We start from the raw sequence: 24,516 nt of genomic DNA, 5'->3' as shown, positions 1-24,516 counted from the left end.
CGAGGTGAGCCATGTCTACGACGTCGACGACGGCCCGGTTGTTGCCCGGTGTGCCGGTGGCGGAGCGTGTTCTGGCCGAGGTGGCCGAGGGTGTGGCGGCGGTGCGGGCGGCGGGGGTGACTCCGGCGTTGGCGACGGTGCTGGTGGGTGACGACGAGGCGAGCGCCCGGTACGTCGGGATCAAGCAGCGGCAGGCGGCGGAGCTGGGTTTCGCGTCGCGGCACGTGCGGTTGCCGGGGTCGGCGTCGCAGGCGGATCTGCATGCGGTGCTGGCGGAGTTGGGCGCGGACCGGGGTGTGCACGGGGTGTTGGTGCAGCATCCGGTGCCGGCGGGGTTGGACTTCGACCGGGCGTTGCAGGTGTTGGACCCGGACAAGGACGTGGACGGGATGCATCCGGTGAACGTGGGGCGGTTGGCGCTGGGGTTGCCGGGTCCGGTGCCGTGTACGCCGGCGGGTGTGGAGGCGTTGTTGGCGTTCCACGGGGTGCCGGTGGCGGGTCGGGAGGTGGTGGTGTTGGGGCGTGGTGCGACGTTGGGGCGGCCGTTGGCGGTGTTGTTGGCGCAGAAGCGGCCGACGGCGAACGCGGCGGTGACGGTGGTGCACACCGGGGTGGCGGACTGGCCGAGGTATACGCGTCGGGCGGAGATCCTGGTGGCGGCGGCGGGGGTGCCGGGGATCGTGCGGCCGGAGCATGTGCGGCCGGGTGCGGTGGTGGTGGGTGGTGGGGTGCGGTATGCGGGGCGGCGGTTGGTGCCGGATGTGGATCCGTCGTGTGCGCGGGTGGCGGGGGCGATCACGCCGCGGGTGGGTGGGGTGGGTCCGGTGACGGTGGCGATGCTGTTCCGCAACGCGCTGCGGGCGGCCCGGGCGGCGGTGGGGTCAGCCGAGGTCGACCAGCAGGGGCCGGTGGTCGGAGATGGTGGCCAGCGGGGTCCGTACGCCGGTGACGGGCGGTAGCCGGTGCAGGTCCTGCCGGTCGGCGAGGATGTGGTCGAGTTGGACGCGGGGTTGCCCGGCGGGGTAGGTGGGGCGGCGGCCGAGGGGTTGCCAGCGGGACACCAGGCGGGCGGCCCAGGTGGGCAGGTTGAGGTCGCCGAGCAGGATGCGCGGGGCGGGCAGGGCGCGGAGGACGCGGACGGCCTGGCGGAGTTGGCGGATGTTCCAGCCGGGCACGAAGGACAGGTGGGTGGCGGCGACGGTGAGGGGTCCGTGCGGGGTGTCCAGGACGGCGGCGAGGACGACGCGGGGTTCGTCGTGCAGGAGGATGAGGCCGCCGCGGGGGCCGGGTACGTAGACCGGGGACCGTAGGGGTGCCGGGCGTAGGCGGGTGATGTGCCAGGCGGTGACCCGGTGGCGGGAGACGAGGCCGATGCCGTAGCAGGGTTCGCCGTGGCCGTCGTCGTCGTGGCGCAGGGGGCGGAACGCTTCGCCGGGGGTGCCGACGACGGCGGCGGCGAAGCGGTGTTCGGTGGCGCCGAGGGCCTGGGCGGCGATGGCGGTGAGGTCGTGGTTGCCGCTGCGGGACTGGTCGCGGTCGACTTCCTGGAGGGCGAGCACGTCGGCGTCGAGGGCGGTGACGGCGGCGGCGAGGCGGGCCGGGTCGACCAGGCCGTCGCTCAGGGATCGGCCGTGCAGCAGGTTGAACGTGGCCAGGCGCACCGTGTCACCTTATCGATGCCGTGGGACAGTTGCCCGATGCTGCGGGTGTTGTTCTGTTCGATGGTGGTGTTCGTGGCGGTGGGTGCGGCCGGGGTGTGGTTGCGGCGGCGTCGGGGCCGGTGAGGCTGGCCACAGGCGGCGGCGTGGGGTGCCTCGGGGTGGGAAGAATGCCGCCGTGGAGCTGGATCCGTCGACGGTCGCGCTGCTGCTGACCGCTGCCGTGTTGGCCGGTTGGGTGGACGCGGTGGTGGGTGGCGGCGGGTTGTTGTTGTTGCCGGCGTTGTTGGTGGCGGCGCCGGGTGTGCCGCCGGCGACGGCGTTGGGCACGAACAAGTTGGCGGCGATCGCGGGCACGTCGGCGGCGGCGGTGACGTATGCGCGGCGTACGCGGGTGGATTGGGCGGTGGCGGGGCCGGCGGCGGGTCTGGCGGTGTTGTTCGCGGGAGTGGGTGCGGCGTTGGCGGGTGCGGTGCCGCCGTCGGCGTACCGGCCGGTGGTGTTGGTGGTGTTGGTGTCGGTGGCGGTGTTCGTGGTGTTGCGGCCAAGGTTGGGGGTGTCGTCGTTTCCGGGGCGGCGTACCCGGGGGCGGATCGTGGTGGCGGTGTTGGTGGCGGGGGTGGGTATCGCCCTGTACGACGGGTTGATCGGGCCGGGTACCGGCACGTTCCTGGTGGTGGCGTTCACCGCGGTGGTGGGGGCGGATTTTCTGCACGGGTCGGCGATGGCGAAGGTGGTGAACGCGGGGACGAACGCGGGGGCGTTGGCGGTGTTCGCGGTGACCGGGCACGTGTGGTGGTTGTTGGGGGCCGCGATGGCGGTGTGCAACATCGTCGGGGCGCTGGTGGGGGCGCGGATGGCGTTGCGGCGGGGGGCGGGGTTCGTGCGGGCGGTGCTGTTGCTGGTGGTGGTGGCGTTGGTGGCGAGGTTGGGTTACGACCAGTGGCTGGCGGGGTGAGCGGCGTGCCGCGGCGCGTGTGATCATCGGCGGGTGTCGGTGCGCGTGGAACACGACCGGGCCGTCCTGGCGGGTCTGTTGGGGCGGGATCCGTTGTTCTTCTGGCCGTACACGTCGTGGTCTCGGGGTGGGGACTCGGTGGTGTTGCCGTGTCGGTGCGGTGTCGCCGACGGTGGTGGCGGCGACCGCTGGCCGGGATGATGACGCGTGTGTCCCAGGTGGTTCTGCGTACCGCGCGGTTGGTGTTGGTGCCGTTGGCTGATGTGCATCTGCCGCACGAGATGGCGTTGGACGCCGACGCGGAGGTGATGCGGTTCCTGGCGCCGGTGCGGTCGGCGGCGCAGGTGGCGCGGTTGCACCGGGAGCGGTTGGCGGTGGCGCGGCGGTCGCCGGGGTTGGGGTTCTGGGCCGGGTCGACCGAGGGCGAGTTCGTCGGCTGGTGGTTGTTGGAGCCGCCGTCGCGGGCCGATCAGGGGCCGGTGGTGGGTCAGGCCGAGTTGGGGTACCGGTTGGCGCGTCGGTTCTGGCGGCGGGGTCTGGCGTCGGAGGGGGCCCGGGAGTTGATCCGGCACGGTTTCGTCGACCTGGGGTTGTCGCGGATCTTCGCCGAGACGATGGCGGTCAACGTGGGGTCGCGGGCGACGATGGCGGCGGTGGGGATGCGTCAGGTGCGTGCGTTCCACCTGTCGTGGTCGGATCCGTTGCCGGGGGCGCAGGCCGGTGAGGTGGAGTACGCGATCACCCGGGACGAGTGGGTGGCGGCGGGCGGGTCAGGTGCGGCGGGGTGAGGTGAAGCGGCCGGCGCGGATCTCCCGCAGGGCTCGGCGGCGCACGTCGCCGCGCAGGGTGTCGACGTAGAGGCGGCCGGCGAGGTGGTCGGTCTCGTGTTGCAGGGCGCGGGCGAGGAAGCCGCTGCCGGCGATGGTGAGGGGTTCGCCGTGCTGGTCGTAGCCGTGTGCGGTGGCGTGCAGGGCGCGGGGGGTCGGGAAGTACAGGCCGGGGATGGACAGGCAGCCCTCGTCGTCGTCGGCGAGTTCGTCGGACAGTTCGAGGGTGGGGTTGATCATGTGGCCGCGGTGGCCATCGGCGTCGTAGACGAACACCTGGGCGTTGACGCCGATCTGGGGTGCGGCGACGCCGGCGCGGCCGGGTGCGCCGAGCAGGGTGTCCATCAGGTCGGTGACCAGGGCGCGTAGGTCGGCGTCGAAGCTGGTGACGGCTTCGCTGGGGGTGCGCAGCACCGGGTCGCCGATGATTCGAATGTCCCGCATGGTCATGTCGGCAAGGTTATCGGTCGGTGGTGCCGGCGGTGGGGCGGCCAGGGCGGGTCGGGTCGAGGGCGGCGCGAACCGGGGCGGTCTTGGCGGCGGCTTCGGCGACTTCGGCGTCCGGGTCGCTGTCCCAGGTGATGCCGCCGCCGGCCCAGACGTGGACGCGGTGGCGGTCGGTGGCGGCGGTGCGGATGGTCAGTCCGAGGTCGAGGTGGTCGGGGCCGACCCAGCCGAGGGCGCCCATGCCGGCGCCGCGGCCGACGGGTTCGAGGGCGGCGATGTGGTGTAGGGCGGCGAGTTTGGGGGCGCCGGTGACGGAGCCGCCGGGGCAGACGGCGCGCAGCAGGTCGGCGAGGCCGAGTCCGTCGGCGGCGTCGGCGCGGACGGTCGATTCGGCCTGCCACAGGTCGCACCAGCGGCGTACGGCGAACAGGTCGTCGACGCGGACGCTGCCGGTGCGGGCGACGCGGGCCAGGTCGTTGCGTTCCAGGTCGACGATCATGATGTGTTCGGCGCGTTCCTTGGCGGAGGTGAGCAGGTCGGCGCGGCCGGCGGCGGTGGCGGGTCGGGTGCCTTTGATGGGGCGGGTGGTGAGGGTGCCGGCGCGGACCTCGACGAGGGTTTCGGGGCTGGCGCAGCCGATGGCCCAGCCGTTGCCGGTCAGGACGCCGCCGTAGCGGGCGCCGGGGAGGCGGCCGAGGCGGGCCAGGGCGGGTCGGGGGTCGCCTCGGTAGGGGGCGGCGGCGTGGCCGACGACGTTGACCTGGTAGACGTCGCCGTGGCCGATGGCGGTGCGGACGGCGCGGACGGCGTCGGCGTGGGCGGCGGGGGTCCAGCTCTCGGTCCAGGGGCCGCGCCACCACGTCCCGGTCGGGGTGGGGGTGGGGGTGGTGGGGGTGTCGGTGTGGCCGTAGACGACGACGGCGACCTCGGGTAGGTCGGCGGGGTTGGCGGCGCCGGGGTCGCCGCCGGCGAGTAGGGCGCCGGCGGCGGCGGAGACGTACAGGGCGGCGCCGCAGACGGGGTCGTCGCGGTGGTGGGGGCGGGTGGGGCGGGCCAGGTCGTGCAGGGGCAGGCCGTGGGCGGCGAGGAAGTCCTGCACGGCGGTGGCGGGGTCGCCGCCGTCGGTGGGGCGCCACTGCCAGCGGGCGCGTTCGACGCGGTGGCCGCGGCAGGGTGTGGGGGCGGCCGGCGGGTCGAGCGGTAAGGGATCGACCACCGTCCGTGGGAGCGCTTCCACGACGTCTGGGTGGTTGTGGCTCATCCGTTCAGCGGATTTCCCACGGACCACGCGCACTTCTGCTCGATGCGCCGTGCGTTTGCTTGGTACTGTGCGTCACTGGTCATGTGAACCATGACACAGTGCCCCCACAGTCCGGAGAACCCGATGTGCCAGCACCAACCCACCTGTCCCTCCGCCGAAGCCACCGACCGGGAAGCCGCCAAGGTCATCGCCTGCTTCCGTGAGCAGGGCTGGAGTCTGCTCTGCAACGGCGTCATCGTTTTCGAGGACACCGGCGAACTGCTGCCCGACGGCAGCAGCATCGCACCGCACCGCGGCCCCGCCCGACACGCCCTCGCCGCCTGACCTGATCACGAACCGTCACGACTGTTCCCGCGTCGACCCAGGCTAGTCCTCCCACCGGGGAGCGTCACCAGCAGGTCGAGCGCGACGCCGGGGCGGCACCGACCGCCCCGGCGCGGCTGCCGTCAGCTCTCGTACGCCTGCGGCGACGGACACGAGCAGACCAGGTTCCGGTCGCCGTAGCCGCCGTCGACCCGACGCACCGGCGGCCAGTACTTCCCCGCCCGGTCCACGCCGCCCGGGTAGCCGGCCACCGACCTCGGATACGGGTGCGGCCACTCGTCGCCGGCCACCATCGCCGCCGTGTGCGGCGCGTTGGACAGGGGGTTGTCCCCGGCCGGCCAGCGGCCCGCCGCCACCTCGTCGATCTCCGCCCGGATGGCGATCATCGCGTCGCAGAACCGGTCCAGCTCGGCCAGGTCCTCGCTCTCGGTCGGCTCCACCATCAGCGTCCCCGCCACCGGGAACGACATCGTCGGCGCGTGGAACCCGTAGTCGATCAACCGCTTGGCGACGTCGTCGACGCTCACGCCGGTCGCCTTCGTCATCGGCCGCAGGTCCAGGATGCACTCGTGGGCCACCAGACCCTTGTTGCCCGCGTACAGCACCGGGAAGTGCTCCCGCAGTCGCGCCGCCACGTAGTTGGCCGCCAGCACCGCCACCCCGGTGGCCCGGGCCAGCCCGTCGGCGCCCATCATCCGCAGGTACACCCACGGGATCGGCAGGATGCCCGCCGACCCGTACCGGGCCGCCGAGATCGCCGGCCGCCCGTCGACCGGGACACCACCGGGGTCACCGGGCAGGAACGGCGCCAGGTGCGCACGCACCGCCACCGGCCCCACCCCCGGGCCACCACCGCCGTGCGGGATGCAGAACGTCTTGTGCAGGTTCAGGTGCGACACGTCAGCCCCGAACCGACCCGGCTTGGCGAACCCGACCAGCGCGTTGAGGTTCGCGCCGTCGACGTACACCTGGCCACCGGCGTCGTGCACCTTCGCGCACAGCGACGCGATGCCGGTCTCGTACACGCCGTGCGTCGACGGGTACGTCACCATGATCGCCGCCAGGGCGTCCCGATGCCGGTCGATCTTGGCGTCCAGGTCGACCAGGTCGACGTTGCCGTCGTCGTCGCAGCCGACCACCACCACCCGCATCCCGGCCATCACCGCGCTGGCGGCGTTCGTGCCGTGCGCCGACGACGGGATCAGACACACGTCCCGGTGCCCCTCACCCCGGTCACGGTGGTACGCGCGGATCGCCAACAACCCGGCCAACTCCCCCTGCGACCCGGCGTTGGGTTGCACACTGACCGCGTCGTAGCCGGTCACCTCGGCCAGCCACCCCTCCAACTGGCCGATCATCTCCCGGTAGCCGGCGGTCTGCTCCGCCGGGGCGAACGGGTGCATGTGGGCGAACTCCGCCCAGCTCACCGGCTCCATCTCGGTGGTGGCGTTCAGTTTCATCGTGCACGACCCCAACGGGATCATGCCCCGGTCCAGGGCGTAGTCGAAGTCGGCCAGCCGCCGCAGGTAGCGCAGCATCGCCGTCTCCGAGTGGTGCGACCGGAACACCGGGTGGGTGAGGAACTCGTCGGTACGCCGCAACCCGTCCGGCAGCGCCGCCGTCACCGCGCCGTCGACCCCGTCGACCCCGAACGCCGCCCACACCGCGTCCAGGTGCTGCGCCGTGGTGGTCTCGTCGCAGGAGATGCCCACCCGGTCGTCGTCGACCAGCCGCAGGTTCACCCCACGCGCCGCCGCGTCGGCCACCACCTGGGCGGCCCGCCCCGGCACCGTCGCCGTCACCGTGTCGAAGAACGGCACGTCGGCCACGTCGACGCCACCGGCCCGCAGCCCGGCGGCCAGCCGCACCGCCGCCTCGTGGGTGCGCGTCGCGATCGCCCGCAGCCCGTCCGGACCGTGGTAGACGGCGTACATGCCGGCCATCACCGCCAGCAGCACCTGCGCGGTGCAGATGTTGCTGGTCGCCTTCTCCCGACGGATGTGCTGCTCCCGGGTCTGCAACGCCAGCCGGTACGCCGGGTCGCCCGCGGTGTCGCGGGACACCCCGACCAGCCGGCCGGGCAGCATCCGCTCCAACCCGGCCCGCACCGCCAGGTAGCCGGCGTGCGGCCCACCGAAGCCCATCGGCACCCCGAAACGCTGGGTGGTGCCGGCGGCGATGTCCGCGCCGATGTGCCCCGGCGCCCGCAGCACCGTCAACGCCAGCAGGTCCGCCGCCACCGTCACCAACGCGCCGACCTCGTGCGCCGCCGCCACCAGCGCCGCCTGGTCACGGACCGCCCCGGACGCGCCCGGATACTGCAGGTGCAGGCCGAAGAACTCCGCCGGCAGCTCCTGCGCGGTCAGGTCCAGCACCCGCACCTCGATGCCGAGCGGCTCGGCCCGACCGGCGATCACCGCGATGGTCTGCGGCAGGGCGTCGGCGTCGACCACGTACACCGGGCTGCTGCTCTTCGACGCCCGCCGCGCCAACGTCATCGCCTCGGCCGCCGCGGTGCCCTCGTCGAGCATCGACGCGTTCGCCGTCGCCAGACCGGTCAGGTCCGACACCATGGTCTGGAAGTTCAGCAGCGCCTCCAACCGGCCCTGGCTGATCTCCGGCTGGTACGGCGTGTACGCGGTGTACCAGGCCGGGTTCTCCAGCACGTTACGGCGGATCACCGCCGGGGTGTACGTGCCGTGGTAGCCCAGACCGATCATCGACACGGCCACGGTGTTGCGGTCGGCGAGGGCCCGCAACTCGGTCAGGGTCTCGTGCTCACCAGAGGGCTCCGGCAGGTCCAGACGGCCGTGCCAGCGGATCACCTCGGGAATCGCCGCGTCCATCAGCTCGTCGATCGAGGCGTACCCGACCGTGGCCAACATCCGGCGTTCGTCGTCCGGGCCCGGACCGATGTGACGGTCGGCGAACTCTGAGGTCATGAGGGGCGCTCCTGCGGGGGGCGGGGTCGACAGGTCGGCCCTCCCCCTCTGTCACACCCCACGGGCGCTCCACAGTGCCTGCCCCACGCGGTCCTTTTGCCTGAGAGGTTCCGGGGAGGATTTGCCCCTTCGGCGCCGCCCCGGCTGCCGCCAGGCGGTCTCTCCCACGCGGGTGCTACCGGCACGATCAACGCTACCAGCGTCCCCGCCCGCCCACACCGAAGCCCCGGGCCACCGGCTCAGGAGACGGCGGTCACCACGGTGTCCGCCCCCGCCGGGCAGAGCCGGTCGGCCAGCGCCGGCACCAGCCGCCCCAGTGGGGCGTCGACCCGCAGCCGCGCGTACCCGTCACCGCGCGTCGGCCCCTGGTTGACGATCACCACCGGTACGTCCTGCCGGGCCGCCGCCGACACGAACCGCCGCCCCGACATCACCGTCAGCGACGAGCCCAGCACCAGCAGCAGCCGCGCCTGCCGCACCATCGTGAAACACCGCGCCACCCGCGGAGCCGGCACCGTCTCGCCGAAGAACACCACGTCCGGTTTCAGCATCCCGCCACACGCCCCGCAGTCCACCACCCGGAACCCGGCCACCTGCGCGTCGTCGAGATCCACGTCACCGTCCGGGTTGATCGTGGTGGCCTGCGCGTCGAACCCCGGATTGGCCCGCCGCAGCCGCCCGTCCAACTCCAGCCGGGTCGTCCGCCGCCCACAGCCCAGACACACCACCTCGTCGAGGCGGCCGTGCAGATCCACCACCCCGGCGCTGCCGGCGGTCGTGTGCAGCCCGTCCACGTTCTGCGTGATGATCCCCGTCACCACACCGGCCCGCTGCAACCGGGTCACCGCCCGATGCCCGTCGTTGGGGTCCGCCTGCGCGATCAACCGCCACCCCAGGTGGCTGCGCGCCCAGTAGCGGCGGCGGGCCTGCGCGTCACCGGTGAACATCTGGTACGTCATCGGGGTGTGCCGGCGCGCCACCCCGCTGGGCCCCCGGTAGTCGGGGATACCCGACTCGGTGGACAAGCCCGCGCCGCTGAGCACCACCACCGCGCCACCGGCCGCCAACCCCGCCACCTGCTCGATCACGTCGTCCACCCGTACCATGCTGCCCCACCCGGCGGTCCCTCGGCGAGCGAGCCGCAGCGGCCCGCACCCGGGGCCGGATAGGTTCGAGCCTCGCCGCGCACCTCACCGACGCCGACGCGGTGGTCTTCGCCGCCGGCGCCGGACCGGGCAGCGGCACCGCCCGCAAGGACACCGTCGACCGGGCCGCCGCCGCACTGCTCGCCGACGCCGCCCGCACCGCCGGCGTACGCCGCTACCTGCTGGTCTCCTCGATGGGCGTGGACGGCGACCCGCCGCCGGACACCGACGAGGTGTTCGTCGCCTACCTGCGGGCCAAGAAGGCCGCCGAGGACGACCTGACCCGCCGGGACCTCGACTGGACCGTGCTGCGACCCGGCCGGCTCACCGACGACCCGCCCACCGGCCACGTCACCCTCGACCGGCACGCCCCCCGAGGCCCGATCAGCCGCGCCGACGTCGCCGCCGTCCTCGCCGCCCTGCTCGACACCCCCGCCACCGCCGGCCTGACCCTGGAGACCGTCGCCGGTCCCACCCCGATCACCGCCGCGGTGACCGCCCACACCGGCCGCTGAGGACCCGGACCGGCCTCAGGGCTGCTGGTGGCGCGGCAGTGGACGGGACGGTGGCCCGTCCACTGCCGCCGGCCCACCGATGCGTTCCATCGTGCGCGCCAACTGCGCCCTGCCGTCGTCGAGATGCCGCGCCGCCGCCTGCATGTGCGAGATCATCATCTCGCCGTAGATGCGCAGCGCCTCCCGCGCGGCCACCCCGTCGTCGAACGACGGCCCCGCCGACGCCCGGTACTCCTGCACCGCCCGTTCCGCCTGCTGCCGGGCCTCCTCCACCGCCGCCCGCACGTAACTCTCGTACTGGGTGCGGGCGTACTCGGCGACCCGCCGCGCGTAGTCGTGCGCCTGCGCGATGATCTGCTCGGCCTCCCGCTGCGCCGCCGACAGCAGGTTCACCTCCTTGGCCGCCGGAGTCACCGTCGCCGGACCCGCGCTCGGGATCACCCCGTGCCGATGCAACTCCACATGACCGGTGAGCATCTCGTTGTCCGCCCGCAGGTCCGCCACCCGCGTGGTGAGCCGATCCAACTCGTCGGCCACCTGCATCCGGAACCGGTCCACCGCGGTCGGGTCGTAGCCGCGCCGGGTGAACGACGCCGAACCGAACTCCCACCGCCGCACCCGGTCGGCGGTCAACCGCACCTGCGCCCCACCGGACACCGGGGTGCCGTCGTACCGGCCGATCGGGGCCGTACCCACCGAACCTGCCCGCCACTGGTCACTGCGGGGTTCACTCACCGGGCACCTCCGGAATCGTCAGGGACGGAAGGACCACGCATCGCCGTCCGCCACGCGGGGCCGTACCACTGCGCGCCCGGGCCCTCGTGGTGCACCTGCCCCGGATGGAAACCGGCGCGGGTCAACGCCGACACCGCGTACGCCACCATGTCGTCGGACCCGCACACGTACACGTGCCGGGACCGCCAGTCGCCGTCGGCGAGCGCCCGGTCCACCGGATGCAGGAACTCCCCCGGCCGGTCCAGGTCCACCCCCACCACCCGGGTCACCCGCAACCACGGGTACGAGGACGCCAACTTGTCCAGCAGGTCACCGTCGTAGTACTCGGTCCGCGACCGCGCCCCCACGTACAGGTCGACCTGCCGGCCCGCGCCCTCCGCCGACACCTGCTCCACCAACGCCTTCAACGGCGCCCACCCGGTGCCCCCGGCCAGCAGCAGCAGATCCGCCGCCCCGGCCGCCCGCAACGTCAACGACTCCCCCACCGCCGCCGCCAGGTGCACCTGGTCACCCACCGCGCAGCCGTACACCAACCGCGACGACACCGCACCACCCGGCGCCGCCCGCACGTGCAACTCCAGGGTGCCGTCCGGACGGGGCGCGTTCGCCGGCGAGTAGTACCGCCACGCCCGCACCGCCGGATGCGACACCCCGATCGACTGTCCCGCCGTGAACGGCAGCAGATACTGCGGACGCACCGTCAGGACCGCCACGTCGAAGCCACGCCGCTCATGGCCGACGATCTCCGCCACCCACCACGGTGGATTCACCGCCTCGGCGGCCTGCGCCGCCTCCACCATCACCTTCGCCACCAACCCGTACGCCGCCACCCAGTCCTGCGCCAACTCCTCGGTCCACTGGTCACCGAGGAAGTGCCGCAGCGTCGCCAGCAACGCCTCACCCACCGCCGGATAGTGCTCCGCCCGCACCGCGAACTTGCGGTGGTCGGCGCCGAGATCCTGGAGGAACCCCACCAGGCGGTCCACCTGGTCCACCTGCGACACGATGTGACCCAACGCGGTGACCAGCCGGTCCCGTTGCCCCGCCATGTTCGTCGGGAACATCTGCCGGGTCTCGGGATGCGTCAGGAACAGCGTCGAGTAGAAGTACAGCGGGACCTGGTCGCCGTGCGCCGTGACCAGCGCCCAACTCCGCTTGAGGCCGGAGATGTCCACGCTCAGGCGTCCGCCCGGCCGCCGTCGACCACCACCTGGTCCTGCACCTGCGCCAGCACCGCCTGCACGTCGGTGATGACGTCGGCGGGCACCCCCAACTGCGTCAACGTGGCCGTCAGGTGCTCACCCACCCGCACGTAGTGCGCCACCGGGATGTGCAACGGACGGTGCGCGGTGGCGAGGTCCCGGCCCGCGTACTCGTTCGGGCCACCCAGCACCACGGTCAGCATCGACGCCATGTGCCGACGCTGCGTCGCCATGTCGACCTCGGTGAAGTAGCCGGCCAGCTCCGCGTCGGCCCACACCCGGTCGTAGAACAGCTCGACGGCGGCCCGCACCGAGGCGGCCCCACCGATCCGTTCGAAGTGCGACACGGGGGTGGTCTCGTCGGTGACCGTCACAGGTCAGTCCTTCCGCCGGGGAGAAGTGAACGAGCGCGCGGCATTCGGCGCGACGTCCGCCGCACGACCCTCGCCGTCGCGGCGCGGTGTCAGGCGAACCGTGTCGGACGATAGCGTGCCGCGCCGCGCCCGTCAGTCCCGAACAATCCACCACGGGCCAACACGCGAACACACAGCGTCACAGCTCCAGGAGAGTCGGCCACATGACGTGATCGCAGGATCACGGACGGCGAGCGTAATCGGCTATCGGGTCAAGCCGGACAACCGTCACAGAACACGCCGCTGAGCAGGACCGACACGACCACCCCGACGCGCCGACACCCCACCGCGCCACGACGCTCCCCGAGCCGTCCCGAGACACAGCGTGATCGACGAAACGGGCGCAGAAAACCTCGCCCACACCCGGCGGGCGGACGAACCTCAGCCGGCCCGCCGCCGCGCCCGACGCGCCGCCAACTCGTCACCCACCGGATCCCCGCCCGCGGGAACCTCCGGCTCCGACTCCGCCACGCCCCCCACCGGCTCCGCCGGCAGGTGCGACAACGACCCCTGGATCTCCTTGAACGCGCCACCGATCGCGATACCGAACACGCCCTGGCCGCCCTGCAACAGATCGACCACCTCCTCCGGGGACCGACACTCGTACACCGTCGTCCCATCGGAGATCAGCGTGATGCCCGCCAGATCCTCCACGCCACGCGACCGCAACGCCTCGATCGCCTTCCGGATGTTCTGCAACGACACCCCGGCGTCCAACAGCCGCTTCACGACCTTCAACACCACCAGGTCGCGGAACGAGTACAACCGCTGCGTACCCGAACCCGAAGCGTCCCGCACACTCGGCACCACCAGCGTCGTCCGCGCCCAGTAGTCCAACTGGCGGTAACTGATCCCCACCGCATGGCAGGCCGTCACACCCCGGTACCCCACCGCACCGTCACTGTCAGTCGCCGAACCGGGCATCCCACCCGACTCGTCCCACCCCGTAACCGGATCGGAATCTCGCGGCTCGTGCATCCGGACAACCTCCCCGTCAGTGCGGTGACACGTCGCTTCCGGGACGCGCACCCCTCGACACGGCAACCCTATAGCGACCGACCAGGGTTACCACGGAGAAACCACCGCGACACGCCGCGCATCGACAGCGACAACCATCACCATCACGGACCGTAACGCCCCGATGGTGGCCACGCACACCGCCCGGACGACACCACCCGGGCCACCGATCAACCGGCGAAGTCCTCCGGACGCACCTGCTCCAGGAACTCCCGGAACTTCTCCACCTCGTCCTCCTGCTCGTCGGGAATCACGATCCCCGCCTCACTGAGGACCTGCTCGGCACAACGAATCGGCGCACCCACCCGCAACGCCAACGCGATCGAATCACTCGGCCGCGCCGAGACCCGCACCCCGTCGCCGATCAACAGATCGGCGAAGAACACGTTCTCCTTCAGCTCGGTGATCTCCACCGCCCGCAACGGCGCCTTCAACGCCGCCAACACATCCCGCAGAAGATCATGGGTCAACGGCCGGGCCGGCTTGACACCCTGCTGCTCGTAAGCGATCGCCGTCGCCTCGACCGCGCCGATCCAAATCGGCAGATAGCGGTCCCCCTCGACCTCCCTGAGCAGGACGATCGGCTGGTTACTGGGCAACTCCACCCGAACCCCGACCACGCTCAGCTCGCGCACCGCCGCCTCCGTGTCGTTGTCACCTACGCCGCACCGCGCCCTTCCCTGCACGGTACACGGACCGCGACACGGCCATCTCACGCGCTCCGCGCACCACGCCCGTGCCCAGAAGAGGGGTTACCCCCGCAAGCCTACGCCACTCACCAACCCGCCGATCAGCGCGCACACGCACCTCACCGACCCAACGTCGACCGCAACCCCACCCGCACCAACGCCGCATGCAACTGCTGCGACAACGCCACCAACTCCCGCGCCGTCTCCGCCGCCCGCGCCCGCGCCGCCGGATCACTCTGCCGCGCCAACGGCGCCACCAACTGCGCGAACAGACCGACCTCCCGATCCGCCGCCGTCCGATAACCCCGCAGATGCCGAGGCTGGAACCCGTACGCCGCCAGACCGGCAACCGCCTTCGCGATGATCAACGCATCCCCGTCATACCAACCCGGCGGATCCGACACCACCAACCCGAGCCGCTCCAACTCCCCCAACGTCGACTCGTCCAGCCCACTGCGCGCCACCAACTGCGTACGGTCCAGCCGCACCTGACCCGACTCGACCGACGACGCCGCACCACGCCCCGGCACCTCACCGTCCGGGCCCACCGCCACCAACGCCGGCCGCGACCGCTCCAGCGCCGCACCGTCGGCATCCCACTGCGCCAACTGCTCACGAATCACCCGCAACGGCAGATACTGATCCCGCTGCGCCGTCAACACGAACCGCAGCCGCGACACGTCGTCCCAGCTGTACTTCCGGTAACCAGCCGCCGTACGCTGCGGCTCCACCAGACCCTCGGCCTCGAGGAACCGCAGCTTCGAAATCGTCACGTCAGGAAAATCCACCCGCAACTGGGCCAGCACCTCGCCGATACTCATCAACGGCTGGGCACGACCCACCCCGGACGGCGGAGAAGCCGCAGGCTCGTTCACCCCCGGCCGGCCTCCCCCTCCGGGCGCGGACCGGCGATGAACACGACCCGGAACTTGCCGATCTGCACCTCGTCACCATTGCTCAACGTGGCCGCCTCGACCCGCTCCCGGTTCACGTACGTGCCGTTCAAACTGCCCACGTCCCGCACCGTGAACGTCCCACCGTCCCGGTGGAACTCCGCGTGCCGACGCGACACCGTCACGTCATCGAGGAAGATGTCACTGTCCGGATGCCGCCCACTCGTTGTCACATCATGATCCAGCAGGAACCGCGCACCCGCGTTCGGACCACGACGAACCACCAGCAGCGCCATCCCCGGCGGCAGCGAACCGGACATCCGGCTCGGCACCACATCGGTGTCCGGCCCCTCCAGCGCTTCCTCGAGCGAACCCAGATTGAGCGTCGACGTGACGTCGAGCGGGGGGAACTCGTCGCCTGGGCGAGTCATGGGGACCACCTCACGGATCTGTTTCGGTCGGCGTCGAGGAAACGGCGGGTCTGGCCGCCGGGCTACACACCACCCGGCGGCTGGCTCTCCGTGCCCGGAAAGGCTGTCCGCGACGCACAACTAATTGGGTTCTCGGTCGACTGGGCGAGCCTAGCCAGCGCCGAAAAACAGGGCAACCGGACGCGCGGCACACACACCGACCGCGCCCGGGAAACCGAATCAGCTCTCGGTCAACTCGCGATACGCGTCCGCCGACAGCAGACCCTCCACCGCCGCCGGATCCACCTCGGCGATCTCCACCAACCAACCCGCACCGTACGGATCCGTGTTGATCACCTCAGGCGTGTCGACCAGCGCCTCGTTGCGCGCCGACACCGTACCGCCCACCGGGGCGTAGATCTCCGACACACTCTTGGTCGACTCGATCTCACCCAACGACTCACCAGCCGCCACCACCGCACCGGACTCCGGCAACTGCACGAACACGATGTCGCCCAACGCGTCCTGCGCGAAATGAGTGATGCCCACCCGCACGGCACCGCCGTCCACGGTCGCCACCCACTCGTGCTCAGCGGAGTAACGCAGTTCCTCAGGAATCACCAGCAGCGTCCTCATCCATCGGTGGCACCGGACCGACCGGTGCCGGCCCCACCCGACCTCACGAGACCGGACGGGCGTGTTCCAGCGTGCTCGGCACGTGCAGCGCCGAAACCTCGGCAACCTCACGATCCTCGACGATCACGTTACCGCCGTCGCGCGCCACCACCGCCACCACCCCGCCAGGAATGTTGAGCGCCGTACGCATCGTCGACGGATCCCCGATCACCGTGATCGTGAACGGACCCGTCAACCGACGCCCGTCCACGATCAACGACCCGTTCTCCCCGTCCAGGAAATACGTCGACGCCACAATCCGCACCGACGCGCGGTCACCACCGGAGATCTGCATCGCCTCCGCCCCCGCGCCCCGCAACTCCTGCACCGCGTCCAACACCCCGCTCGCCGAGATCGGCTTCGCCGGACCCGCCTGGAACCGCACCGCCAACCCCGGCCCCCGCGCCGGCAACGTACCCGCCAGGATCCCCAACTCGTCCGCCCGCCGGGTCGCCTCCTCCAGCGCCGCCTGACGCCCCTGCTCACCCGAACGCAACTGACGCTGGCTCTCCTCCAACGTCGTGATGTCCTGCCGCAGACGCATCTCCCGCGCCTCCAGGTCGTACAGGATCCGGACCAGGTCCTCCTGCCGCGCCGCCGCCAACGACGAATCCGTCGACGTCGTCTTCAACTGCACCGCCAGCGTGAAACCCAACAACACCAGCAGCACACCGATCATCACCGCCGCCGAACTGAGCCGCCGCAGCGGACCACCCGCACCCGCCGCAGCCGCGCTCCCCGCAACCTCGTCCCGCTCGACAGCCTCGCCCCGCTCACCGGAACCGTCCCGCTCCACCGGCTCGGCCGGCGTCACCTCGTCGCCCGACTCCGGCCGAGCCGGCGGCGACAACGGACTCAACTCGTCGGGATCCGGCGCGTCCGGACGCGGGTCCGGCTCCCCCGCCGGCCCACCCGGCCGAGCCGGACCCGCCGGCTGCGGCCACCCCGTGCCCGTCTCGGTGTGCTCGTCAGTCACGACACCAACCTACGCCCGGAACAGGTGCCGGCGGATCGCCGCCACATTGCCGAAGATGCGAACCCCCAACACGACCACCACACCGGTGGACAACTGACCACCCACGCCCAACTGGTCACCCAGATACACGATCAACGCCGCCACCAGCACGTTCGAGATGAACGACACCACGAACTGCTTGTCGTCGAAGATCCGGTCCAACTTGGCCCGCACCCCACCGAAGACCGCGTCCAACGCCGCCACCACCGCGATCGGCAGATACGGCTGCAACGCCGCCGGCACCGTCGGATCCAGCCACAACCCGAGCACCACACCGGCCAGCAGAGCCAGCACCGCGATCATCGACCACCTCCGGAAGGGCTGGGTGACGTACCCGAGTCGGACGACTCGTCACCACCCGACGGCGACACACTCGGACTCACCGCGGGCTCCGCGTAGCGTAGCCGCGGCTCCGGCGCCGCCGGCAACGTGAGCCGGTCCGCGTCCCGCACCTCGAACGACAACCCGTTCGCCTGCGACACGCGGCGCATCGTCAACGCACTGCGACTACCCTCGTACGCCTCACGCATCGACCCCGGACCGATCGCCGACACCTCGTACGGCCCGGTCACCGGCCGGAAGTCCACCAGGATCGCCTCGCCCGCCGACCGGATCGTCGACGTCGCCGTCAACCGCTGCCCGTTGATCGCGATCGCCTCCGCCCCGGCCCCCCACAGGTCGTTGGCCACCCCCTGTAGATCGCTGTAGAGCACCCGCGACGGACCCACCTTCGCCCCGTTCAACGACTCCCCGCCGTCCGGCCCGTCGGCCAACCGCACCACCACACCGTCCCCGCGCACCCGACCCAGCCCCGCCCGCGCCTCCAGGTCCCGCAGCCGCGCCGCCTGCGAACCACCCAGCGCCGCCTCCCGCTGCCGGGTCACCTCCGCACGCAACTCGTCCGCCCGCACGGACAGGTTGTCCGTCTCACCCTGCCGCTGCTTGATCTGCCCGACCAACCCCGACCGCGCCTGCGCGCGCCCCGGCTCCTCCGCCATCGTCTGCCGGTACGCCACCGCACACAGGAAACCCAGCAGCAGCACGACCACCAGCGTGACCGGCCCCACCGACCACCCCGGACGCGCCGTCTTCCCGGTCTTCGCCCGCCGCGCCGCGGCGTCGGCGTACCCCGGATCCAACGGATTCTGGAACAGCTCGGTGAGGAAGTCCGGACTGAACCCCGGCCTGCGCTCGCTCATGCCGTCGCTCCGCTACGCTGCGCGCCCGCATCACCGCGACATCGATGACTCGCTCGCCTGCGCTCGCTCATGCCGTCTCTCCCCGACCAACCGTGCGGACCAGCTGACGCGCCTGGACCACGTAGAGCGCTCCGGCCACCCAGTAGAGCACCAGTCCCCACCAGGCCAGCGCCCAGCCCATCGCACCGGCCACCGCCGACGCGGCCGGCACCGTCGCGGCCAGCAGCAGCGTCGGGAACGCCGCCAACAGCAGGAACGTCGCCGTCTTGCCGACGTAGTGCACCGGCGGCGGGCCGTAGCCGTAGCGGCGCAGCACCACCAGCGAGCCGGCCAGTAGCAGCTCCCGGGCCAGCAGCGCGGCGGTGAACTGCCAGGGCACCACCTCGCGGGCGGTGAAGGCCACCAGCGTGGCGAGGATGTAGAGCCGGTCGGCGAGCGGGTCGAGCAGCTCACCGAGGCGACTGACCTGCCGCATCCGGCGGGCGATCCACCCGTCCACCCAGTCGCTGGTGCCGCCGACCGCCAGCACCACGATCGCGGCCACGTCGGCGCGGGCCGCCAGGAACAGATACAGGAAGACCGGTACGCCCAGCAGGCGGACGAAGCTGATCAGGTTCGGCAGGGTGAGGACCCGGTCGTCGGAGCGCCGCGCGTCGACCTCGGGGGCCTGTGGTTGCTCTGCCCGAGCCGGTCGACGCGCCACCGAACCTCCTCCGCGGCACGCGGCCCACCTCGGCCCCTGGGTCCGCCATGGAACGCCGTGCGCGCTGTCGAGCCGGCTGGCGCCGGCACCCCCCTGCGATCCCGATCCGGGATCCACCCTGGCCCGCCGCCCCACCGTTGATGATCACAGGTCGGTCGGATGCGCTGCCACTATAGCGGGCCGCCACCCCGCCTCGACCCGCTCGGCTCACGTTGGTGTCGGTGATGTTCGTCCGGTGACGGTGTGAGCACCGTCACCGCCGCTACGGCATCCTAGGATGATGGGTGGAGGTCGGGCGTCAGGCGCTGCGGGCCGAGGAGTCCGGCGGCGGGGCGGTCGCGGCCTGACCGAATGCCTTGAGGGCCCGCAGCAGGTCATGCTGGACCCGCGCCGGCATCCGCTCCAGGACCACCCGCACGGCGTCGTGGCGGCGCGAACGCACCTCCCCCAGCAGCACCTCCGCCGCGGCGGTCGGTGTCAGGCGGACCTCACGCCGGTCCCTCGGGTCGGCCTCCCGGCGCACCAGGCCGATCGCCTCCAAGCGGTCGCAGAGCCGACTGGCCGAGGAGGGAACGACGTCCAGCAGCTCCGCCAGGCCGTTGATGTTGGTCTCCGGTCGGCTGCTGAGCAGCGACAGCACCCGCAACTGGGTGGGCGAGACGGCCCACCGGTGCCGGGCGACGGCGGAGTCGAGCACACCCACCAACGACTCGGCGGCTGCGTCGATCGCCGCGGCGAGATCCGGTCGTTCCACCCGACGTCCCCTGCGATTGTCCCGCTCGTACCGGCCGGGGCCGTCAGTCCTGCGTCCGGCCGTCGGCACCGTGCCAGTCCAGGCAGACCACCACGGCGTCGTCACGTAGGTCGGCGTCCGCGTGGAATGCCTGCAACTCGCGCATCACCGTACCAACCGCCTCCGGCGGCGGCTGCAACCGTGTGGCCCGCATGGACCGCGCCATCGCCCGCTCGCCGTACGTCTCGCGGCCACTGGGGTCGGCGCCCCACACCCCGTCGGAGACCACGAACAGCCGGTCCCCCGGGTCCAGGTCGAACTCCTGGAGCGCGTACCGGGTCTCGGCGAACATGCCCAACGGCAGTTGCTGCTCCAACGGGACCCGGGAAACGGTGCCGCCGCGCAGCCGCAGCAGGTGCGGCGAACCGGCGTCCACCGCCTGCACCCGGCCGGTGGCGCAGTCCAGTTCGAGGAGGACGGTGGCCACGTGCCGGTGACCCCGATGCTGGTAGTAGACCGTGTCGGAGGCCAGTTCGGCCTGCTCCACCAGGCCACCATCGGACCGGCGGGCGTTGCGCATCGCGTTCACCGTCACCGCGGTCAGCAGGGCGGCGGTCAGCCCGATCCCGTCGCCGTTGAGCACGGTCACGGTGAGCCGGCCGTCGTCCAGCGACCAGTCGAAGTGGTCACCGCCCACCGTGTACGCCGGCTCCAGTTGACCGGCCAACTGGAACGAGCCGTGACTGACGCTGCGTCCCGGCAGCAGTTCCCACTGCAACTCGGCGGCCATGCTCAGGCGCTCCTGCCGACGTGCCCGTCGGTAGCGGTCGGTCTCCCGATCGGCGGCGTGCATCGCCAGCGCGACCTCACCGGCGATGTCCGCGGCCCGACGCACCACGCTCTCCGGCGGCTCCTCGGGCATCTCCACCACCAGCACACCGAGCCGCTCACCCCACACCGACAGTGGCAGATAGAGCTGGCAGCGGCCGTCGGTCCCGCCGTCCCGGACCGGCTGCTGACTGCTGAAGCAGCGTTGCAGCGGCCCCGGCAGGGCGTGCGCGGCGGCGTCCGGCTGCCGCGAGTCGAGCACCGGCCAGAGGCCGCTGATCCGGTAGTCGGCGACGAACACGACGGTGCCCGACGCCCCCAGGACCGACCGGATGGCCCGGTCGGCGGCCTCGACCACGCGATCGGGCGGAGCCTCGCGCAGGGCACGCGAAACCCCCGTGGGCGCATCCGGCATGTCGCTCCTCCGAAGATACTTGCTCTGGGGCAAGCATCATACGGAGGCGGTTCCATCCATGGTCACCCGGCCGACCGCACCGCCACCGAGCCGTGGAACGCGTCCGGCACCGTCTCCGGCGGGCCCTGCGGACGCCAGTGGGTCACCGGCACGATGCCGTCCTCGGTCGGCGTCCACCGGCCCAACAGCGGCCCGAACGTCGCCGGTGCGCGCATCCGGAACGCCGGCCCCATCATGGCCAGCGCCTCCGGATGGCCGGCGAGTTCCTCGGTGTCGAAGTCGATCGCCAGGCGACTGCCGGGCGCGGCGGCCGTGTAGAGCTCGTCGAGGGTCCGGGCGAGCGTCTCGTCGTCGAGGAAGGCGGCGAGCCCGAGGAACACCACCCCCACCGGCCGCCGACCCCAGCCCGGCACGAACCGGTGCAGCAACGCCGGGTCGATCGTGCCGACGTCCGTGGCGTCACCGAAGCCGTACCCGGCCCGGTCGCTGCCGGAGAGGATCTGCTGCCCCAGCCGGATGGTCACCGGGTCCACATCGGTGTAGAGCACGGTCGCGTCGGGGGCCGCCTCGTGCACGTTACCCATCGTCGGCACCCCGGCCCCGAAGACCAGGAAGCCGTCCACACCGGTGGCGGCGATCGCGCGGACCGCCCGACCGAGGAAGGCGCGCAGCGCCCGGAACACCGGGGCGCAGGGCCCGTACGCCTGCTCGAAGGCGCGGGCCGCCGCCACGTCGACCGGGTAGTGGTGCTCCCCGCCGAGCCAGAAATCGATCATCCGTGCGGTGCTCGGCTGGTCGGGCTCCACCATCGACGACGCTCCCTCCCCGGGCATTCGCCGTCAGCGTACCGACCCGGTGCCCCTCACCGGTATCGCCCCGCCGGGCCCCCACGGGCCGCGATACTGGCCCCGACGACGACCGGCGGCGGGAGGGTGCCCGTGGACCCGATCAACGGCGCGGCGGTGGTGGTCGGTGTGGACGGCTCGGAGCCGTCCCGCGCCGCGATCCGGCTCGCCGCCACCGAGGCGGCCCGACAGGACCTGCCGCTGCGGGTACGGCACGCCTTCATCTGGCCGCTGCTGCGTACCCCGGTCACCGCGGTGACCGACGACCGGCCCGGCACCGGGCTGCGGGAGCAGGCCGAGCAGGTGGTGGCCGACGCGGTCGACGAGGCCGGTGCGGTCGCGCCCGACCTGCGGGTCACCGGCGAGATCGTCGACGGTGAGGCCGCCGCGGTGCTGCTGGACGCCGCGCCCACCGCCGCGATGATCGTCCTCGGCCATCAGGGCCTGGGGGGTCTCGGCGCCCTGGTGGTGGGGTCGGTGACGGTCACGGTGGCCGCGTCGGCCGGCTGCCCGGTGCTGGTGGCCCGCGGCACGGAGCACGCCGACGGGCCGGTCGTGGTCGGGGTGGACGGCACCGAGACGTCCCGGTACGCGATCGAGTTCGCGGTCCGCACCGCCGCCCTGCGCGGCACCTCCGTCGTCGCGACACACGCCTACCGGCATCCGGTCTCCACCCGCCCCGGCGACATGCAGCCGCTGGTGTACGACGAGTCGGAGCTGCGCGCCGACACCGACCGGGTGCTCGCCGAGTCGCTCGCCGGGCTGGCGCAGCGCTACCCGGAGGTGTCGGTCACCCGCGACTCGGTACGCGGACGGGCCGGCACCGTGCTGACCGACGCCTCGCGCGGCGCCCAACTCCTCGTGGTCGGCGGTGCCGGACACGGTCCGGTCGGCGGCCTGCTGCGCGGCTCGGTGAGCCAGGCGGCGCTGCGCCACAGCCACTGCCCCGTGGCGGTGGTCCGCGCGCCGGGGGTTGGCGGCGGACCAGGCGGGTAGACGCGCACGTCCGTCACCGCGACGACTCGGAGGAGACAGCGATGCCAGGACCGCGTCCGGGTAGCAACGCCTACGACAAGCAGCGTGCCCGCATCCGCAACGCCGTCGACGACTCGGGTCGGCGCACCTCGGACCAGAAGGCCGACGAGACCGCCAACCGGATCCTCCAGGAGGATCGGGGACAACGCGGCGTGGTCCGGGGCGAGCGCACCTACGGCCCGAAGGGCAACCGCGAACCGGGCGACCCGAAGAAGTGAGGGGCGCACACCTGGCCGACGGGCTCATCGCCGGTGCGGTGGGCACCCTGGCGCTGAACACGGTGACGTACCTGGACATCGTGGTGCGGGCCCGCGCGGCCAGCCAGACCCCGGAGGAGAGCGCCGGTCGGGTGGCCGACGCGGCCCACCTGCACCTGGGTGCGCCGCCGCAGGCCGCCAACCGGCGCTCCGGGCTCGGCGCGCTGATGGGGTACGGCCTCGGGGTGGCCGCCGCCGTCGGTTTCGCCGCGCTGACCCGGGGTCGACGCCAGCCGCTGCTGCGGGCGACCGCGCTGCTCGGCGGTGGGGCGATGACGCTCTCCGACGGGTCGTTGACGCTGCTCGGTGTCACCGATCCGCGGACCTGGCGGCGCGTCGACTGGCTCGCCGATCTCGTCCCGCACCTCGCGTACGGGGTGACGGCCGCAGCCACCTGGAACCGGCTGCGGCCGTGGGGGCACCGGTAGCGCGGTGCCCCGAGCAGGGCTAGGCCGGGCCACAGCGGGTACTCCGGCGAGATGGGCGATCACCGCGAGATGGCACGGGCCCTGCTGACCCGGCGCACGTACGCCGAGGAGGCGGGGATCACCCTCGCCGACCGGCCCGCGCCGCTGTACCAGTTGCTGGTGCTCGTCACGCTGCTGAGCACCCGGATCCGGGCCGGGGTGGCGGTGGCGGCGGCCCGGGAACTGTTCGCCGCCGGCTACCGCACCCCGCAGGCGATGGAGGCGGCCCGCTGGCAGCAGCGCGTCGACGCGCTCGGACGCGGCCACTACCGCCGCTACGACGAGCGGACCGCGACGATGCTCGGCACCGGCGCCCGGCTGTGCCTGGACCGGTGGCACGGCGACCTGCGTCGGCTGCACCGGGAGGCGGGCGGCGACCGCATCGCGCTGCGTCGGCTGCTCACCGAGTTCCCCGGCATCGGCCCCACCGGGGCGGACATCTTCCTGCGCGAGGTGCAGAGCGTCTGGCCGGAGCTGCGTCCGTACGCCGACCGGCGGGCGGTCGCCGGGGCCAAGCGGCTCGGGCTGCCGGCCGCCCCGGACCGGCTGGCCGGGCTGGTCGACGACGACGACTTCGGTCGGTTGGCCTCGGCGCTGGTGCGGGTGGCGCTCGGCGAGGAGTCGGCCGGGCAGCTCAACCGGAGCGTGGCGGCCCGCTGACCGGCGTCACTAAGCGTCGCCGGGTTTGGTCAGGTGCCACACGAGCAGGGCGGCGAGCAGGGCCAGCACCACCAGTCCCCCGGAGATCCCGCTGCCCTCGGTCTCCGACCGGCCGGTGGTGCCGAAGTAGAGCACCGCCAGGCCCGCCAGCACCGCGACGACCTTGCGGATACCTCGGTCCCTCATCCGTCGCACGTTAGGTGCGGCCACATCGGTTTGTCGGCTTTCACCTGGCCTGTCCCCCGACT

Annotated in this window: 30 protein-coding genes and 1 riboswitch; of the genes, 9 read left to right on the top strand and 21 right to left on the bottom strand. The window is 72.4% G+C overall.

Going from position 1 to position 24,516, the window contains the following annotated elements:
- Positions 1-11: 11 nt before the first annotated feature.
- Positions 12-959 (top strand): bifunctional 5,10-methylenetetrahydrofolate dehydrogenase/5,10-methenyltetrahydrofolate cyclohydrolase, encoded by a 948-nt coding sequence (locus tag ACQVFL_RS15050; protein ID WP_396695428.1) that lies wholly within the window; start codon positions 12-14, stop codon positions 957-959.
- Here ACQVFL_RS15050 and ACQVFL_RS15045 read toward each other — a convergent pair.
- Complete coding sequence (locus ACQVFL_RS15045; protein WP_396695425.1) at positions 882-1,661, bottom strand: endonuclease/exonuclease/phosphatase family protein; 780 nt, start codon at positions 1,659-1,661, stop codon at positions 882-884. The genes ACQVFL_RS15050 and ACQVFL_RS15045 overlap by 78 nt on opposite strands.
- Before the next feature lie 175 nt (positions 1,662-1,836).
- On the opposite strand from ACQVFL_RS15045, the gene ACQVFL_RS15040 reads away from it, so the two are divergent.
- A complete protein-coding gene (locus ACQVFL_RS15040) occupies positions 1,837-2,616 on the top strand; it encodes a sulfite exporter TauE/SafE family protein (protein ID WP_396695423.1) in 780 nt (259 codons plus the stop codon).
- Positions 2,617-2,816: 200 nt separating this feature from the next.
- Positions 2,817-3,404 (top strand): GNAT family N-acetyltransferase, encoded by a 588-nt coding sequence (locus ACQVFL_RS15035; protein ID WP_431729832.1) that lies wholly within the window; start codon positions 2,817-2,819, stop codon positions 3,402-3,404.
- Here the strand turns inward: ACQVFL_RS15035 and def are convergent.
- Together def and ACQVFL_RS15025 are read right to left on the bottom strand one after the other, a co-directional pair.
- Positions 3,387-3,893, bottom strand: a complete 507-nt coding sequence (def, locus tag ACQVFL_RS15030) for a peptide deformylase (protein WP_396695421.1) — start codon at positions 3,891-3,893, stop codon at positions 3,387-3,389. The two genes, ACQVFL_RS15035 and def, sit on opposite strands and share 18 nt — an antisense overlap.
- Positions 3,894-3,903: 10 nt before the next feature.
- Positions 3,904-5,178 (bottom strand): chorismate-binding protein, encoded by a 1,275-nt coding sequence (locus ACQVFL_RS15025; RefSeq protein WP_431729659.1) that lies wholly within the window; start codon positions 5,176-5,178, stop codon positions 3,904-3,906.
- A 96-nt stretch (positions 5,179-5,274) separates the two neighbouring features.
- On the opposite strand from ACQVFL_RS15025, the gene ACQVFL_RS15020 reads away from it, so the two are divergent.
- Complete coding sequence (locus ACQVFL_RS15020) at positions 5,275-5,475, top strand: DUF5999 family protein (RefSeq protein WP_131057861.1); 201 nt, start codon at positions 5,275-5,277, stop codon at positions 5,473-5,475.
- Positions 5,476-5,597: 122 nt separating this feature from the next.
- On the opposite strand, the gene gcvP is transcribed toward ACQVFL_RS15020, so the two are convergent.
- Both gcvP and ACQVFL_RS15010 read right to left on the bottom strand, forming a co-directional pair.
- Positions 5,598-8,417, bottom strand: a complete 2,820-nt coding sequence (gene gcvP / locus ACQVFL_RS15015) for an aminomethyl-transferring glycine dehydrogenase (RefSeq protein WP_431729658.1) — start codon at positions 8,415-8,417, stop codon at positions 5,598-5,600.
- 78 nt (positions 8,418-8,495) lie between these two features.
- Positions 8,496-8,594, bottom strand: a riboswitch (glycine riboswitch).
- A gap of 62 nt (positions 8,595-8,656) precedes the next feature.
- Positions 8,657-9,523 carry an NAD-dependent protein deacetylase gene (locus tag ACQVFL_RS15010; protein ID WP_431729657.1) on the bottom strand — a complete coding sequence of 289 codons (867 nt, stop codon included), beginning with the start codon at positions 9,521-9,523 and terminating at the stop codon, positions 8,657-8,659.
- A 59-nt stretch (positions 9,524-9,582) separates the two neighbouring features.
- Between ACQVFL_RS15010 and ACQVFL_RS15005 the strand changes: the two genes are divergently transcribed.
- Positions 9,583-10,077, top strand: a complete 495-nt coding sequence (locus ACQVFL_RS15005; RefSeq protein WP_431729831.1) for an NAD(P)-binding oxidoreductase — start codon at positions 9,583-9,585, stop codon at positions 10,075-10,077.
- A gap of 15 nt (positions 10,078-10,092) precedes the next feature.
- Here ACQVFL_RS15005 and ACQVFL_RS15000 read toward each other — a convergent pair whose 3' ends face one another.
- The 15 genes from ACQVFL_RS15000 to ACQVFL_RS14930 form a co-directional block, all read right to left on the bottom strand.
- The gene (locus ACQVFL_RS15000) at positions 10,093-10,812 is read right to left on the bottom strand and encodes a DivIVA domain-containing protein (protein ID WP_396695412.1); all 720 of its coding nucleotides are present in this window, start codon (positions 10,810-10,812) and stop codon (positions 10,093-10,095) included.
- Positions 10,809-11,987, bottom strand: coding sequence for a globin domain-containing protein (locus ACQVFL_RS14995; RefSeq protein ID WP_431729656.1), 1,179 nt, complete (start codon positions 11,985-11,987; stop codon positions 10,809-10,811). The genes ACQVFL_RS15000 and ACQVFL_RS14995 overlap by 4 nt, the downstream gene beginning before the upstream one ends.
- A gap of 2 nt (positions 11,988-11,989) precedes the next feature.
- Positions 11,990-12,388: a group 1 truncated hemoglobin gene (locus ACQVFL_RS14990; protein ID WP_396695408.1), complete on the bottom strand. Its 399-nt coding sequence runs from the start codon at positions 12,386-12,388 to the stop codon at positions 11,990-11,992.
- A gap of 420 nt (positions 12,389-12,808) precedes the next feature.
- Entirely contained in the window at positions 12,809-13,405 is a 597-nt protein-coding gene (locus ACQVFL_RS14985) for a MerR family transcriptional regulator (protein ID WP_431729655.1), read from the bottom strand.
- Positions 13,406-13,614: 209 nt separating this feature from the next.
- Positions 13,615-14,079: a bifunctional nuclease family protein gene (locus ACQVFL_RS14980; protein ID WP_013733914.1), complete on the bottom strand. Its 465-nt coding sequence runs from the start codon at positions 14,077-14,079 to the stop codon at positions 13,615-13,617.
- A 173-nt stretch (positions 14,080-14,252) separates the two neighbouring features.
- The gene (gene ftsR / locus ACQVFL_RS14975) at positions 14,253-14,954 is read right to left on the bottom strand and encodes a transcriptional regulator FtsR (RefSeq protein WP_396695842.1); all 702 of its coding nucleotides are present in this window, start codon (positions 14,952-14,954) and stop codon (positions 14,253-14,255) included.
- Positions 14,955-15,004: 50 nt separating this feature from the next.
- The gene (gene odhI, locus ACQVFL_RS14970; protein ID WP_093402417.1) at positions 15,005-15,457 is read right to left on the bottom strand and encodes an oxoglutarate dehydrogenase inhibitor Odhl; all 453 of its coding nucleotides are present in this window, start codon (positions 15,455-15,457) and stop codon (positions 15,005-15,007) included.
- A gap of 219 nt (positions 15,458-15,676) precedes the next feature.
- Positions 15,677-16,057 carry a glycine cleavage system protein GcvH gene (gene gcvH, locus ACQVFL_RS14965; RefSeq protein ID WP_396695403.1) on the bottom strand — a complete coding sequence of 127 codons (381 nt, stop codon included), beginning with the start codon at positions 16,055-16,057 and terminating at the stop codon, positions 15,677-15,679.
- Between the two features lie 58 nt (positions 16,058-16,115).
- Positions 16,116-17,087, bottom strand: a complete 972-nt coding sequence (locus ACQVFL_RS14960; RefSeq protein WP_396695401.1) for a DUF881 domain-containing protein — start codon at positions 17,085-17,087, stop codon at positions 16,116-16,118.
- A 9-nt stretch (positions 17,088-17,096) separates the two neighbouring features.
- On the bottom strand, positions 17,097-17,429 hold the full coding sequence (locus tag ACQVFL_RS14955; protein WP_013733919.1) for a small basic family protein: 333 nt from the start codon (positions 17,427-17,429) through the stop codon (positions 17,097-17,099).
- On the bottom strand, positions 17,426-18,325 hold the full coding sequence (locus ACQVFL_RS14950) for a DUF881 domain-containing protein (protein ID WP_396695398.1): 900 nt from the start codon (positions 18,323-18,325) through the stop codon (positions 17,426-17,428). Before ACQVFL_RS14950 ends, ACQVFL_RS14955 begins: the two co-directional genes overlap by 4 nt.
- A gap of 67 nt (positions 18,326-18,392) precedes the next feature.
- Positions 18,393-19,028: a CDP-alcohol phosphatidyltransferase family protein gene (locus ACQVFL_RS14945; RefSeq protein WP_431729654.1), complete on the bottom strand. Its 636-nt coding sequence runs from the start codon at positions 19,026-19,028 to the stop codon at positions 18,393-18,395.
- A 298-nt stretch (positions 19,029-19,326) separates the two neighbouring features.
- Positions 19,327-19,782, bottom strand: coding sequence for a MarR family winged helix-turn-helix transcriptional regulator (locus tag ACQVFL_RS14940; RefSeq protein ID WP_396695394.1), 456 nt, complete (start codon positions 19,780-19,782; stop codon positions 19,327-19,329).
- A gap of 43 nt (positions 19,783-19,825) precedes the next feature.
- On the bottom strand, positions 19,826-21,004 hold the full coding sequence (locus ACQVFL_RS14935; RefSeq protein WP_396695392.1) for a PP2C family protein-serine/threonine phosphatase: 1,179 nt from the start codon (positions 21,002-21,004) through the stop codon (positions 19,826-19,828).
- A 62-nt stretch (positions 21,005-21,066) separates the two neighbouring features.
- Positions 21,067-21,813 carry an SAM-dependent methyltransferase gene (locus ACQVFL_RS14930; RefSeq protein WP_431729653.1) on the bottom strand — a complete coding sequence of 249 codons (747 nt, stop codon included), beginning with the start codon at positions 21,811-21,813 and terminating at the stop codon, positions 21,067-21,069.
- 129 nt (positions 21,814-21,942) lie between these two features.
- On the opposite strand from ACQVFL_RS14930, the gene ACQVFL_RS14925 reads away from it, so the two are divergent.
- From ACQVFL_RS14925 to ACQVFL_RS14910, 4 genes are read left to right on the top strand one after another with little or no spacing between them, the layout of a single operon-like run.
- Positions 21,943-22,845 (top strand): universal stress protein, encoded by a 903-nt coding sequence (locus ACQVFL_RS14925; protein ID WP_431729652.1) that lies wholly within the window; start codon positions 21,943-21,945, stop codon positions 22,843-22,845.
- Positions 22,846-22,886: 41 nt separating this feature from the next.
- A complete protein-coding gene (locus ACQVFL_RS14920; protein ID WP_396695386.1) occupies positions 22,887-23,102 on the top strand; it encodes a phosphatidylethanolamine-binding protein in 216 nt (71 codons plus the stop codon).
- Positions 23,099-23,569 (top strand): hypothetical protein, encoded by a 471-nt coding sequence (locus tag ACQVFL_RS14915; protein WP_396695385.1) that lies wholly within the window; start codon positions 23,099-23,101, stop codon positions 23,567-23,569. The genes ACQVFL_RS14920 and ACQVFL_RS14915 overlap by 4 nt, the downstream gene beginning before the upstream one ends.
- A 51-nt stretch (positions 23,570-23,620) precedes the next feature.
- A complete protein-coding gene (locus tag ACQVFL_RS14910; RefSeq protein ID WP_431729651.1) occupies positions 23,621-24,268 on the top strand; it encodes a hypothetical protein in 648 nt (215 codons plus the stop codon).
- Positions 24,269-24,277: 9 nt separating this feature from the next.
- Here ACQVFL_RS14910 and ACQVFL_RS14905 read toward each other — a convergent pair whose 3' ends face one another.
- Complete coding sequence (locus ACQVFL_RS14905; protein WP_396695868.1) at positions 24,278-24,454, bottom strand: hypothetical protein; 177 nt, start codon at positions 24,452-24,454, stop codon at positions 24,278-24,280.
- Positions 24,455-24,516: the final 62 nt, after the last annotated feature.

The sequence above is a fragment of the Verrucosispora sp. TAA-831 genome (genome assembly GCF_050780145.1).
Lineage (GTDB): Bacteria > Actinomycetota > Actinomycetes > Mycobacteriales > Micromonosporaceae > Micromonospora.
This window is presented reverse-complemented; position numbering and strand designations above follow the sequence as displayed.

Bases quoted from the DNA above. Each gene is read 5' to 3' on its own strand.
- ACQVFL_RS15050 (WP_396695428.1), top strand. From the start codon at position 12: ATGTCTACGACGTCGACGACGGCCCGGTTGTTGCCCGGTGTGCCGGTG.
- ACQVFL_RS15035 (WP_431729832.1), top strand. From the start codon at position 2,817: ATGACGCGTGTGTCCCAGGTGGTTCTGCGTACCGCGCGGTTGGTGTTG.
- def (WP_396695421.1), bottom strand. From the start codon at position 3,893: ATGACCATGCGGGACATTCGAATCATCGGCGACCCGGTGCTGCGCACC.
- ACQVFL_RS15020 (WP_131057861.1), top strand. From the start codon at position 5,275: ATGTGCCAGCACCAACCCACCTGTCCCTCCGCCGAAGCCACCGACCGG.
- gcvP (WP_431729658.1), bottom strand. From the start codon at position 8,417: ATGACCTCAGAGTTCGCCGACCGTCACATCGGTCCGGGCCCGGACGAC.
- ACQVFL_RS15010 (WP_431729657.1), bottom strand. From the start codon at position 9,523: ATGGTACGGGTGGACGACGTGATCGAGCAGGTGGCGGGGTTGGCGGCC.
- ACQVFL_RS14985 (WP_431729655.1), bottom strand. From the start codon at position 13,405: ATGCACGAGCCGCGAGATTCCGATCCGGTTACGGGGTGGGACGAGTCG.
- ftsR (WP_396695842.1), bottom strand. From the start codon at position 14,954: ATGAGTATCGGCGAGGTGCTGGCCCAGTTGCGGGTGGATTTTCCTGAC.
- odhI (WP_093402417.1), bottom strand. From the start codon at position 15,457: ATGACTCGCCCAGGCGACGAGTTCCCCCCGCTCGACGTCACGTCGACG.
- ACQVFL_RS14955 (WP_013733919.1), bottom strand. From the start codon at position 17,429: ATGATCGCGGTGCTGGCTCTGCTGGCCGGTGTGGTGCTCGGGTTGTGG.
- ACQVFL_RS14950 (WP_396695398.1), bottom strand. From the start codon at position 18,325: ATGAGCGAGCGCAGGCCGGGGTTCAGTCCGGACTTCCTCACCGAGCTG.
- ACQVFL_RS14935 (WP_396695392.1), bottom strand. From the start codon at position 21,004: ATGCCGGATGCGCCCACGGGGGTTTCGCGTGCCCTGCGCGAGGCTCCG.
- ACQVFL_RS14930 (WP_431729653.1), bottom strand. From the start codon at position 21,813: ATGGTGGAGCCCGACCAGCCGAGCACCGCACGGATGATCGATTTCTGG.
- ACQVFL_RS14920 (WP_396695386.1), top strand. From the start codon at position 22,887: ATGCCAGGACCGCGTCCGGGTAGCAACGCCTACGACAAGCAGCGTGCC.
- ACQVFL_RS14910 (WP_431729651.1), top strand. From the start codon at position 23,621: ATGGGCGATCACCGCGAGATGGCACGGGCCCTGCTGACCCGGCGCACG.
- ACQVFL_RS14905 (WP_396695868.1), bottom strand. From the start codon at position 24,454: ATGAGGGACCGAGGTATCCGCAAGGTCGTCGCGGTGCTGGCGGGCCTG.